We start from the raw sequence: 12404 nt of genomic DNA, 5'->3' as shown, positions 1-12404 counted from the left end.
CAATCCTTGCAGGAGTCGTAAATTTTTTACCCCACCCCAGCCCTCCCCGAACCCGCGGGGAGGGAGTAAGAAATTCACAAATGATGCGAGGATTGCTATAGATGATATTCATTTTATAAAAATACCACTAGCTTGCCAGAAGTAATCTCAGCTCGATCAGTCTCCAACCGGCCTGTAATCTCCTGTTTTTTTCTCATTGCTGGGCCTTATTTAGGGTGGAGTTTTGGAGTTCTTTTCAGCTAATCCGTGCGCGGTTAAACCGCGAAAGTTTGAACTTGGAGAGTGTTTAATTGTTTGGTATAAGCTGTGTTGCATCTAGATTGCCTATGGTATTAGAGAGGGAGAAGGTCCGATGGGGATCGGGGGAGAGGATTTGGCGATTTTTGATCGGGACTCGAAATATACAATTTAAATGCACAACAGCTTATTGCCCTTGAATAGTATCCGATCGCAATTAAAGCTGAAATGAGGAGCGATCGCACAAACCCGGTTTGATCAAAAAATCGGGTTTTTAGATTCGGTATTAATGGCGAGGCTTGGTGGCGGTTGGCTGCCAATAACACCTGCAATTGACACAAGCATCAAGGAGGGAGCGTTGCCGGTGGTAAAAGTTGTGTGGAGAAAAAACTTGACATCAGCGTATAATAGAAAGTAAAAATAAATAAAAGCAATAAAAACAATGAGGCTTTATGTTTGATTTGCAATCGGCGATCGGCAAGTAGGGGATTGAGAAGTTCCTATTTCCTAAAACAATTTCTGCTAAAATACATCCGGTAATATACGGAGAATCTAGGATTTTTTCGCAATCTAAAATAAAAATTCAAAAAGCTAAAATGGCAACAGCTATTCTCGATCTGGAAATCTCCCAACTCTCGCCAGAAATTACGGTTGAGGAGCGTTACAGCAAAGCCTTGGTTTTAATTCGACTGCACGGAAAACCGATCGGCCAAGCTCTTTTGCCCGTAGTCGGAGGCCGCCTTGGCGGTGACGAATTACGGGAAACACTGATGAAGGCTGCGGGGGACAACTTGTGGAAAAATTGGCTCTACGACACTCTAGAATGGGACGAACGCGGGCCTGTGCAGGCACTGCCGATCGCCACAGTAGCGGTTTGCACGCGCGATCGCCCGGAAGATTTGCGGCGCTGTCTGGACGCGCTGATGCAGCTCCCCGACGAGGGTCAGGAATACTTAGTAATTGACAATTGTCCCGCCACGGACGCTACCAAGGAACTGGTCAAAAATTACCCACAAGTCCGCTATGTGCGCGAAGACGTACCAGGCTCCAGCGCTGCCCGTAACAGAGCTTTACGCGAAGCTAAACATGAATTCGTAGCCTTTACAGATGATGATGCGGCCCCCGATCCGAACTGGCTGCGATCGCTCTTGGGAAATTTTAGCGATCCGCGAGTTATGTGCGTCACGGGGCTGGTGATGCCATTGGAACTGGAAACCGAAGCGCAAGAATGGTTCGAGCGCTACAGCCCCCACGGGCGGGGATTTGAGCGCCGAATTTTTGATGGGGCGCACTGCAACCCTCTGATTGTGCATCTTGTGGGAGTTTCGGCGAGTATGGCTTTGCGGAAAAGTTCGATCGACTACATTGGCCTGTTTGACGAAGCTTTGGGGGCGGGGACACCCACGGTGGGTGGCGAAGACAGTGAACTTTTTGCCCGCATTTTGCGCGCGGGCTACTGCATTGTGTACGAGCCGAGAGCATTGAGCTGGCACCGCCATCGGCGCACTTGGGAAGAATTGCGAAAAACGCTCCAGGGCTACGGCATCGCAGTCTATGCTTTCTGGACCCGGCTGTTTGTAATCAACAGAGAATTCAGTGTGCCTGTGTTAGCCTTGTCATGGCTGTTGTACAAACAAATTCCTGAACTAATTGCTTCTTTGCGAAAGCAAGCGGATTCTATCCCTAGTGATTTGCTTTTGGCTCAACTGCGGGGCTGTGTCAGCGGCCCGGGGGCTTATTTTGTGTCTCGCAAGTGGTTGCAAGAAATTAAGGGGAGCAGTCAAGAACCTCAGCCTAAAGGCATGAGGCTTGAAAGAGAAATCTAACAAGCCATCTTGACCAGCCTAAGTCTTAACTGACTACGTTTTTTGAGTCACGACACCGGGAGAATGCGAAGCTAGTTCCCTGCTCTGTCGCTAGTGGTTAAACAGTTCTAAGGTCACGCTTTACAGTGCTGCTAGCCCGCGCAAGCTCACTAAACATTGGCAAAGCTAACTTTACCCCAGAAATGGGAGATTGAGGACCCCCATATCCTCACGGGGGGGCAACCATACCCCCCTACCCCGCAAGGGAATTCAAATTAAATGTAAAGCCGTCCTGTAAGGACGGGGTTTCAGACCCGAGGAATTTTGATGAATAGGGATTTTTAGATTATTTTTAACCGCAGATGAAATGCAGATGAAATGCAGATGAAGTTAATTGTTGTCATGTAAATATGGAAAATCTAACAGTTAGCATAATTATTCCTAGCCACAACCGAAGTTCTTCGCTGCGACGGGCTTTGGATGCTTTGCACTTGCAGACTTATCCGATCGACCTAATGGAAGTTATTGTAGTGGCAGATAGCTGCATTGACGATACTTTGGCAATGCTACAAGACTACAAAGCTCCGTTTAAACTGCAGACGATCGAGGTAAATTGCCGGAGTGCTGCCATCGCCCGCAATACGGGATCGGCTTCGGCTACCGGGAAATTGCTGCTGTTTCTCGACGACGATATCGAAGCGCTGCCGCCTTTGGTGGAAAGCCACGCGCGGGTTCACTCTTTGCGTCCGGGCTCGGCTGTCATGGGGCCCTATCCGCCTAAGTTGCAGGGAGCGACTAGGTTGTTTCATGTGCAAGTGCGATCGTGGTGGGCAGACAAGTTTTATCACATGAGCCAGCCGGCTCACCGATTTATTTATAAAGATTTGCTCAGTGGCAACCTTTCTCTGGATGCAGAACTGTTTGCTCGTCTCGATGGCTTTGATTCGGCCTTCGGGAACTGCGGCGGGGAAGATTACGAGTTTGGGGTGCGTTTGCTGAAAGCTGATGTACCTTTTGTTGTGGCTGCTGAAGCCGTGGGCTATCATTACGAACACGAAACTAACAATCTCGATCGCTATTTCCGCCGATCCCGTCAGGAAGGGCGATCTGATGTTTTGATGGGCCACCGACACCCGGAACTTAGACGGACACTGCAGGTAGCAGGCTACGAAAGTGCTTACTCGGTGGTAGATAAAATTCTGGTGGCGATCACGTTTTTCTGGCCGGCTGCTGTGGATTGCCTGGCCCTGGGACTGAGGAAATCTCTTGATTTACTCGAAAGCTTGCGGATGCGGGGAACTTGGCGGTGGTTGTGGAAAAAATTGCGCGGTTATTGGTATTTGAGGGGTGTCATCGATGAGTTGAAAAGTCGATCGGCAATTTCTAGTTTTATACAAGGAGGCCCGGCCAGCGGCGATTTGGGCGGACATGAAATTAACATCGATTTGCAGCAAGGTTGGGAAGCTGCTGAAAGCCTGCTCGACGCGGAACGACCGACTGGGGTTTACCTGTATTACGGTCAACTGACAGTCGGTCACATTGTTCCGCAAGCGGGTGCGGAACCGCTGCGGGGCGCTCACTTACGATCGATTCTGGCGCTTGACTTTGCCCAACCCCTGGCTGGGGCGATCGCGGTTAACAGTATGCCCCGCACTGGTGAAACGATCGAAGAACAGCCTTTAGTTGCTTTGAAAAATTACGAATTAGCAATTAATAAATATGTCGGGGACTTTAAACTCCAAACTCCAACCTCAAAAGTTGGAAAATTAGAAAATTGGGAAATTGCAACTCAAAACTCCCAACTCAAAACTCAGAACTTTTCTCTCTAGTTCCCGCTGCACTATTTTGAGGAGCAACTTATGGCAATAAAAGTGATCAAAATTGAGTTGACCGAACAGATTAATCCGGTTTGGAAACTAGAAAAATACAAAGGAGTTCGCATTGGGAATCTGGCTTTGGGCCGCCAAGTTTTCCAGGCTGTGGGCAATTTTGACGTTGTGAGAGAGTTGCTGGGCTCTCTGCAAAGTCCTTTTGCTTACCGGGAAGGGTACTTGCAAGCCCAGCGTTTGGCTGCTCTTTTTGGGGTTGAACCGCTGGTAGCTGCCGGAGGTGTGCGGTGAGAAATGCTGGAACGCTGGTTTATCGGCGCAAAATGGCTCAGTGGTTCGATTTGCTGCGGGTGTTGGTCGATCGCGAGATGAAATTACTTTACAAGCGATCGACCTTGGGGATTGCTTGGACTTTAATCAGTCCGCTGTTACAGTTGGCTGTATTTTCCTTTTTGTTTCGCTCTGTCGTACCCCTTAATATTCCCAAATTTTCTTCCTTTGCTTTTAGCGGCTTGTTAATCTGGAATTGGTCTCAAACGGTATTATTTAAATCAACGGCATTAATTACCAATCATAAGCCACTAATCAGGCAGCCAAATTTCCCGTCGGCAATTTTGCCGGTAGTCACGACGACGACGGGGCTCATTCACTTTTTCTTAGCATTGCCGGTGTTACTTATCTTTCTGGCAATTGATGGCGCTCCTCTGAATGCAGTGCTCTTGTTGTTGCCGCTGCTGATGATTATTCAGTTTTTCCTGACAGTTAGTTTTGCTTATCCCCTTGCCGCTTTGAATGTCACTTTCCGCGACACTCAGCACACTTTGGGAGTAGTTTTGCAGATGCTGTTTTACCTGACTCCGATTTTCTACGACATCAGCAGCGTCCCCGAAAAATTTAAGATTTTTTATTACTTAAATCCAATGGTGCCCCTGATTGAAGCTTACCGCGCCATACTTCTTAAAGGTATGCAGCCGGATTGGTCTGCTCTGTTAATTTTGAGCTTGGCTGTGGCGGCTCTTTTACCCATCGGACTGGGAATTTTTAGACGGCAAAGCGCTCATTTTGTGGAGGAAGTGTAAATGCGTGAAGCAATTATTGTCAAAGGTTTGGGGAAGCGTTTTAACCGCTACTCTACCGCGAAACCTCATACGATTATGGAAGCCGCTTTGTCCGGTTGGTGGAAGCTGAAGCCGGAGGCGAGTTTTTGGGCGCTGCGGAATATAAATTTTACTGTTTCTCCTGGCGAAATGCTGGGAATTCTTGGCAAGAATGGCGCGGGAAAATCAACGCTGCTGCAACTTATCGGCGGTATTTGCAGGGCTGAGGAAGGCTCTATTAAAGTTAACGGCAGAATTGGCGGCTTGTTGGATTTGGGTGCGAGTTTTCACTCGGATCTAACGGGCAGAGAAAACGTGTTTGTCGGTGCGGTGGTGGCCGGTTTGACTCGCCGGGAAGTGGCGCGCAGGTTTGACGATATTGTGGAATTTGCAGAGTTAAAACAGTTTATTGACAGCCCGACGCGGACTTACAGTACGGGGATGAAAATGCGGCTGGCTTTTTCGGTGGCGGTGCATACCGATCCCGAAGTGCTGTTAGTTGATGAACATTTGTCGGTTGGTGATGTGGCTTTTCAAACTAAATGTTTGAATAAGATAACTGAGTTTAAGAATCAAGGATGTGCGATTGTTTTGATTTCTCACACTGCGTCGCAAATTCAGAAAATGTGCGATCGGGCTTTGTGGCTGAAATCCGGTGAAATCGTCGCTTACGGGGAACCGGAAGTGGTAGTCGGGCAGTATTTGTCAGAAATGCGATCGTCCACAGAAAATAGCACTACCCTGCGTGCTGCTGAAGCTACAAGTAGCGGTTCGCCACTGCGAGGTAATCAGAATCGCTTCGGTACTATGGAAGTAGAAATTACCGATGTCAAAGTGTCGCCAAATACGGAAATAGATAGTGGTGATGCTATTAGCATTGAAATTCATTATTCGGTGTCTCAGGAAATTTCGGCTGCTATTTTTGCCGTGACAATCAGCAGGGATGATGGTCAAAGTTGTTTTGAGACTAATACTAATCAAATGGGCAGACTGCTGCCGCTGGTGAAAGGGAAAGGCAAAATCCGGCTGCAAATAGATAGGCTGGATTTAGGAAACGGTCAGTATTACGTGAATGCTGGGGTTTACGAGGAAACTTTGGCTTACGCCTACGATTATCAGTGGCAGGTTTATCCGCTGTACGTGCGATCGACTGTAAACCAAAAAACGATTCTTTGTCCGCCGTACCGCTGGGAATTTGAGGGCAAAATGCCACTTTTGGATGTGGCCGAACCAGCCACTGCAACTTACGATTTGGATAAGAATAATCCCGCCTACGCCAAGATTTTGACTCAGTTGGAAAACAAGCAAAAACCTGACTTTTTAATGATAGGTGCTCAAAACTGCGGCACGGAATCTTTATACGGCTATCTCGCAAATCACTTGCAAATTATCAAAGAAGGTTCCCGGGATATTCACTTTTTTGAATTAAATTTTGAGCGTGGTGTTGAGTGGTACAGCAAGCAGTTGACGCGGAGTGTAGCGAGTGACAAAGTGCTGCTGTGGGAGATGACTTCTTACTATATTTATCATCCTTTGGTGGCGGAGCGAGTTTACAAGTGTTTCCCGGATGTTAAGCTGATTGTAATGCTGCGAAACCCGGTAAAACGAGCGTGGATGCACTATCATTTAGAAGTGGCGAGTGGCTGCGAAAAGTTGGATTTTGAAAAGGCGATCGCTTCTGAACCTGATAGACTCAAAGGTGAGATTGAAAAAATCAAAGCAGATGAAAATTATTACAGTTTTAATCACCAGCATTATTCCTATTTGTCGCGGGGAATTTATGTAGAACAAATCAAAAATTGGCTCGACTATTTTCCGAGGGAACAGTTGCTAATTATCAAGAGCGAAGATTTTTACGCACATACAGGCAAAGTCTTTTCGGAAGTATTGAAATTTCTGGATATTAATGAGACTCCAAGTAAAGAATATGAAATTAATCATGTCGATGAATACAGCCCAATGCCCCCGGAAATCGCACAAAAATTGACTAATTATTTCCAACCTTACAATCAGGAACTTTCGGATTTGTTGCATGAGGATTTTAGTTGGACTTAGGAAAAAAGTTTTTAACTGCAGAGTTCCCCGATAGGAACATGAATCATACCTCTTTCTTCTCTTCCTCTGTGCCCTCTGCGCTCTCTGCGGTTCGTAAAAAAATCTAATTCACAAACCATTTATCAGCTATAAAAATGAAACGGATATTTTTAGTAGGCTCTCCGAGAAGCGGCACAACCATGCTTCAAAGTTTATTAGCCGCTCATCCTGAAGTTATTTCTTTTCCTGAATCTAAGTTTTTTCACTATTTACTGTACAAGAAGTTTGCGGGAAAGTTCCCAGGTAGGATGGAAGCTTTTTTTAAGGATGAGATTAATCGGCCTGAACTTTTGCAAGATTTTGATAATAGTCAAACTGTGGCAACTAAAGTTAGTTGGTTTGTCGGAGTTTTGGATGGTTTGGCGGCGGAACAAAACAAAAGTATTTGGTTGGAAAAAACGCCGGAACACATATATTTTATTGAGGATATACAGCGCTTTTTGCCGGATGCTAAATTTATACATATTTTGCGAAACAGTATGGATACAATAGCTTCTCTGCATGAGGCTACTAGGAATTCTCATGATTTGTGGGGGCCTGGTTGGGATTTAAACCACTGTATCCATCGCTGGAAGGAGGCGATGTTAATTAGTCACAAATATGCTAAAAAATCTAATCATATATTAGTCAAGTATGAGGAAATTCTAGAGAATAAAGTCAAAAAGTTAGAAGAACTTTGTGATTTTATGGGGATTGAATATGATGAGAGGATGCTGGAATTTTATCAAGAAAAAGCTGCTCATCTCAGTTTGAATCTGCCTTGGCATCAAGGGATTGATAGAGAGGTTAAAAGTAATAAGGTTCACAAATATCATAAAATTTTTAAAAGCAATGAAATCAGATATATTTTAGATAAAATTAAGCGAGTCAAGGGTGAAATTGCCTGGAAGTTGACGGTGGAAGTAAGCGAACCAATTTCCGATATTTGCGATCTTCCGCAAATATACGATCGCCTGTGCTGTACGATCAAACTAGAAGGAATTAAACTCGGTATTATTGAATTGCCGATTTGCGATGGCATGGTTGCGGCTTCGGTGTTGGCGGATGCGGTTGCAGCCCAGTTTGCTTGGCAAATTCTCGATCGCTTCTTTCAACGCAATCGCTGTGAAAAAGGCAATAAATTGTGGGAAACTGTGCTGAAACCATTGCACCCTAAACATGACTGGACGCTATTTTTGCAAGAATTATGGGGGCGTCCGCATTGGAATTTGGAGGATTTCTACAATCCAGAAAGCGCAGAGGAAGTCCCAACAATTACGCTCGAAAAAGATTGGATTGCTGTAGAAATTAGCGAGGAATTTGCTAATATAAAAGTTGAGCTTTCTGAAATTGACGTGCTGGTGAAAGTAGGTGGGGTTGCTGTCGGGATTGTCACTGTTGCGGTGGAAAATAATTTTGTTTCGGCTCAAAAATTGCGATCGACAATTAATCGAAATATTGGTTTTGAGTTGTGCGTCGCCACCGTGCGAGAAGCTTTGCTGGGAAAACCCCTCAACGGCAAGCAATGGCTACGATCGCGCTTAGCCTCTTGTGCTCAACAAAGGTCTAATTTGCCCGACAGTTTGAATGCAGCGGGTGCTGGGGGCATTTACCCCCAAAATGCGGTGATCTTCGGCAGGCGATCGGGTGCGATCGGGACGAGTGTCAGCCGTCGCGCCTCACTCCCGGCGGCGGCGCTGCCGGAAATCGAGTCAGCGGCGGCAATCGCTGGGGAACCGACAATGCACATTCCCCAAGAAAACGAGTTTCCCAAGCAAGTATTTTACGCACCGGAAATCATGGGTTCAAAATCTTCTTATCGGGAAGTTTCTCACTCCGTGAAACCTCAACTTTTGGACAATCATGGCGTTACACAAAGGCTGCCGATTCTCTCCTACCGCCGCATTTCTCCTGACGGTTTAGACGCAGTTACTCCCCAGATTTTTGAACAACAGTTACACAATCTCAAAAATCTGGGTTATTACAGTGCGAGTTGGGAAAATTGGCGAAGCGCGAAACTGGCTAAAACTCCTTTACCCGGTAAAGCTATATTGATGACTTTTGACGGCGGCTATCTCGACTTTTTCCAATATGCTTGGCCTCTGCTAAAACGCTTCGATTTTACAGCAACTGTTTTTCTCGTAGCGGAGTCAATAGGAAAGACAAATAGTTGGGAAAAAGCCGAATTTGAAGAAGTGCAGTTAATGGGATGGCCGGAAATTTTGCAACTGCGGGATGCAGGAATTGAATTCGGTTCTATGTCTGCTACTCATCCACCTTTGACTGCATTGTCGCCGACAGAAATTGTGCGGGAGGCAGCCAAATCCCGTGCTATCTTGGAACGGGGATTAGAGAAATCTGTTAAATGTTTTGCCTATCCTTACGGGGATGTCGATCCAATTGTAGCGCATTTAATTGGAGCGAGTGGATATACTTTTGGTGTATCATATAAATTAAATTTTAGCAGTTTTGACGATTCTTTATTGTCGCTGCCCCGCATTAAAGTTACAGGAGAAAATTTTTTATGGCAATTAGGTTTGTAGGGTGCGTCAGCCAGCGAGATTTTTCCCTCAACTAACAATCTCTCAACGGAGGCACATTACAAGTGAAATTTCTTAATCAATTCCTTGATTTTTCTCTGCAAATAACCGCCTAATCCTCGGGAAATTTTCTCAAATTTATAATAAAATAAAATCTCCATCACCTCTTCTGTTTTCATATACTTTAAATAAGAAATCATTTTATCGGTTAGTTCATCATTAACATCATCGATATACTTTCTCACCGCCAACCTTTCCGAAATATTCCATTTCCGATCAAACTTGCGGTGCATTTCCGTCTCATAATCCCGAAAATCTGATATTTTCCCATCCAAATACCTTTGAATATATTTCCCCGCGATTTGGGCACCATCCATCCCGTGTCTAATCCCTTCGCCGCCCAACAAATTTATTGTCGAGACAGTATCACCGATCGCAATTATATTATCCTTGCAATAAATATCCTTCAAACCAGGATTGTACTTCAGCGTCGAACCGTGTTTGTCAATAATTTTATAATTTTTTGACTTCAGATATTCATCAATCAGTAAATCAATATATTTTTTCAGCGGTGACAAATGCCTCACCGTTTTGGGATCTAAAAAAATGCGACCCGCACCAACTTTCAGCCTGTTTGGTTCCATCGGGAATATCCAGGAATAACCATCGGGCATCCATTTTTTGCCCAAAAAGAAGATTAAATCACCGCTGTATTTATTATAAACTTCTGGCTCTACTTCAATTAAATATTCAATTCCGGTTCCCGACAAAAAATCTGGCTTATCATTCTCTTTTTCGTACATAATCGCCCTAGCAAAGCCAGTAGCATCAACCAATACTTTAGTGCTAACGTTGATAATTTTACCGTCGGATAACTGTTTAAATTCGACTGTGGTTTCGCCCCTACTTTGTGAATGTCCGGTGTAGCGATAACCAAGCCAAACTTCACCACCAAATCGCTCAACTTCGCTGGCCAAAAATGCTCTAAATTTAGCAAAGTTGAGAACAACTCCCAAGCTTTCGGGAGACTCCCAAGTTTGACTGACTTTGCTAGTTTCAATAGTAAGTTTATGCCAAAAACTGCCGATAACGGACTCTGGTAAATCGAATTTAGAGAGGGTTTCTAGAGGCGTGGCGGCGCTAGAGAAGTCATTTTTATTAAAATTGTCGTTTTGCTCTGCCAGCAAGACTTTGTGGCCGGATTGGGCTAGGATTCTCGCGCAGTGACCGCCTGCTGGGCCTGCTCCTACTATTACTATGTCAAAAGTTTTTAAATTCATTTTGCTTTTAACTCGCTTCCAATGTCAAAACACCCGCAGACATATCAACTACTAACCGCCGAGTTTTCAGCCACTGGCGGCCGATTAAAATTTCAGGTACTCCGTCACCCACATGAACGGGAATGTCAAACTCTTGCTCATCTATGCGTACTTTTCCTGCATAAAGATCGAAATCAAATTCTCCCTTTGCTGTCCGCATTTCTTGTCGCCTAATATAAATCCAATCAAGTCCCTCGAAATCTTGTTCGTCCATTGCTAACCAGCCCGAAAAACCTGTATCTAGCAGAGCATCAACAGGTAATTCTAAGCCGTTATTAGCAATCAATTCAACTTCAAAAAATAGCTCGCCCTCATCACCAAATCTTCCTTCAATCATATTGAGCCGCACGCCCCTGTATTGTTGATGCGGAAAAGGTAGGGGATAGCATTTGGGTGTTTCTGGCGGCACATTTTGGTAGCCGCCATATCATCCTTGTCGATAAAATATTCCCCGCTATCAGGTTCAACCGCCATGTACCAGTTGTAGTGACTGTCAATTAATTCTGGTTTAAGGCGATCGAAAATTACTTTGCAACGCTTGCGAAATGCCGATCTTTCAGCTCGCCACTGGGCTTTTTTTTCTTCTGACCACTGAATTTCTGGGAACAGTCTTCCCCGCCGCACGGTACGATTTGGTTTCACGTTAGTCATTGTTTTTTCTCCCTTATATTCCCATATTTCTGCAATCTGATTGTACCATAAACTTCTATTTCATTGTTGGTTTTCCTTTGTGTGAGATGATACTATGTTGTCGATCGTCAAAAACTATAAGAAATGACTGAAAGCATTGATTCATAGTTGGCTAAATTTTTCCTTGAAGCCGATTGGCTTCAAACAACAGTCGCTTGACTTCTTCCTCAGTTAAACTATCTCTGTTCAACCGATTCACATAGTCAGCTACATAGGCAGCGGTTACATAACTGCTGAATAAAATTACTTTCTTGTGAGCACCCCCCGAAATGGGTTCATCAGAATTTTTACCGACTGTAAAAACACAATTTTCTTCGGGATTACCGTAAGTATTTTTGGGAGCTTCTTGTGATTCGTACCAAAAAACTTTGTACTTTTTGGAAACAGGGGGCTTTACAACCAAAACGTTAATATTGGAAGGCAAATCATCATCCAAGATCGTTTTGCCTTGCGACAGCCAATCCATAAGCGCTTTTTTATCGCCCGACACTTCATAAACAGCATCGTCATCAGAATAATCACCGTAAGTCCCAATCAAACTGCTAATGAAATTGCTAGTAATTTGATCGTTGCTTTGCAGATGAAAATATTTAAGCTTAGATAAAATATCTTGGCAATAAACAAAGATTTTCCAGGCGTCAATGATGCTTGCGTGAGCTGATATAAGTCTGCGTTCTACGCTTCTTTTGCGTCCAAATCCAAGGTAGACAGCATGAGCATCGCTGGAAGTAGAAGCAGCGATAAAACATCCAATATTAAGGCTGTTACCGTAATTTGAATCGAATCTTTTTCGGCGGTTAGCTTCTCCCACAAA

10 protein-coding genes are annotated in these 12404 nt (G+C 44.7%); 6 read left to right on the top strand and 4 right to left on the bottom strand.

Annotated elements, in window-relative coordinates; all coding sequences use genetic code 11:
- Positions 1-833 precede the first annotated feature (833 nt).
- From QUB35_RS24875 to QUB35_RS24850, 6 genes are all read left to right on the top strand, one after another.
- On the top strand, positions 834-2063 hold the full coding sequence (locus tag QUB35_RS24875; protein ID WP_333144346.1) for a glycosyltransferase: 1230 nt from the start codon (positions 834-836) through the stop codon (positions 2061-2063).
- A gap of 389 nt (positions 2064-2452) precedes the next feature.
- Positions 2453-3871 (top strand): glycosyltransferase, encoded by a 1419-nt coding sequence (locus tag QUB35_RS24870; RefSeq protein ID WP_333144345.1) that lies wholly within the window; start codon positions 2453-2455, stop codon positions 3869-3871.
- A gap of 30 nt (positions 3872-3901) precedes the next feature.
- Positions 3902-4162 (top strand): hypothetical protein, encoded by a 261-nt coding sequence (locus QUB35_RS24865; protein WP_333107368.1) that lies wholly within the window; start codon positions 3902-3904, stop codon positions 4160-4162.
- Positions 4159-4950 (top strand): ABC transporter permease, encoded by a 792-nt coding sequence (locus QUB35_RS24860; RefSeq protein ID WP_333144344.1) that lies wholly within the window; start codon positions 4159-4161, stop codon positions 4948-4950. Before QUB35_RS24865 ends, QUB35_RS24860 begins: the two co-directional genes overlap by 4 nt.
- Entirely contained in the window at positions 4951-7023 is a 2073-nt protein-coding gene (locus tag QUB35_RS24855) for an ATP-binding cassette domain-containing protein (RefSeq protein ID WP_333144343.1), read from the top strand.
- 134 nt (positions 7024-7157) lie between these two features.
- Entirely contained in the window at positions 7158-9584 is a 2427-nt protein-coding gene (locus QUB35_RS24850) for a sulfotransferase (protein WP_333144342.1), read from the top strand.
- Positions 9585-9640: 56 nt separating this feature from the next.
- On the opposite strand, the gene QUB35_RS24845 is transcribed toward QUB35_RS24850, so the two are convergent.
- The 4 genes from QUB35_RS24845 to QUB35_RS24830 form a co-directional block, all read right to left on the bottom strand.
- Positions 9641-10861, bottom strand: coding sequence for an NAD(P)/FAD-dependent oxidoreductase (locus tag QUB35_RS24845; protein ID WP_333144341.1), 1221 nt, complete (start codon positions 10859-10861; stop codon positions 9641-9643).
- Between the two features lie 7 nt (positions 10862-10868).
- Complete coding sequence (locus QUB35_RS24840; protein ID WP_333144340.1) at positions 10869-11237, bottom strand: aspartyl protease; 369 nt, start codon at positions 11235-11237, stop codon at positions 10869-10871.
- A complete protein-coding gene (locus QUB35_RS24835) occupies positions 11234-11551 on the bottom strand; it encodes a hypothetical protein (RefSeq protein WP_333144339.1) in 318 nt (105 codons plus the stop codon). Before QUB35_RS24835 ends, QUB35_RS24840 begins: the two co-directional genes overlap by 4 nt.
- A 151-nt stretch (positions 11552-11702) precedes the next feature.
- Positions 11703-12401: a hypothetical protein gene (locus tag QUB35_RS24830; protein ID WP_333144338.1), complete on the bottom strand. Its 699-nt coding sequence runs from the start codon at positions 12399-12401 to the stop codon at positions 11703-11705.
- Between the last annotated feature and the right edge of the window lie 3 nt (positions 12402-12404).

The sequence above is a fragment of the Microcoleus sp. B13-B6 genome (assembly GCF_036705405.1).
Taxonomy (GTDB): Bacteria; Cyanobacteriota; Cyanobacteriia; order Cyanobacteriales; family Microcoleaceae; genus Microcoleus.
Note: the sequence above shows the minus strand (reverse complement) of the source record. Positions and strands in the feature narration are given on the sequence as shown.

What these genes read in the sequence shown, in the direction of transcription:
- QUB35_RS24855 (WP_333144343.1), top strand. Translation starts at nt 4,951, where the DNA reads ATGCGTGAAGCAATTATTGTCAAAGGTTTGGGGAAGCGTTTTAACCGC.
- QUB35_RS24835 (WP_333144339.1), bottom strand. Translation starts at nt 11,551, where the DNA reads ATGACTAACGTGAAACCAAATCGTACCGTGCGGCGGGGAAGACTGTTC.
- QUB35_RS24840 (WP_333144340.1), bottom strand. Translation starts at nt 11,237, where the DNA reads ATGATTGAAGGAAGATTTGGTGATGAGGGCGAGCTATTTTTTGAAGTT.
- QUB35_RS24875 (WP_333144346.1), top strand. Translation starts at nt 834, where the DNA reads ATGGCAACAGCTATTCTCGATCTGGAAATCTCCCAACTCTCGCCAGAA.
- QUB35_RS24850 (WP_333144342.1), top strand. Translation starts at nt 7,158, where the DNA reads ATGAAACGGATATTTTTAGTAGGCTCTCCGAGAAGCGGCACAACCATG.
- QUB35_RS24870 (WP_333144345.1), top strand. Translation starts at nt 2,453, where the DNA reads ATGGAAAATCTAACAGTTAGCATAATTATTCCTAGCCACAACCGAAGT.
- QUB35_RS24865 (WP_333107368.1), top strand. Translation starts at nt 3,902, where the DNA reads ATGGCAATAAAAGTGATCAAAATTGAGTTGACCGAACAGATTAATCCG.
- QUB35_RS24845 (WP_333144341.1), bottom strand. Translation starts at nt 10,861, where the DNA reads ATGAATTTAAAAACTTTTGACATAGTAATAGTAGGAGCAGGCCCAGCA.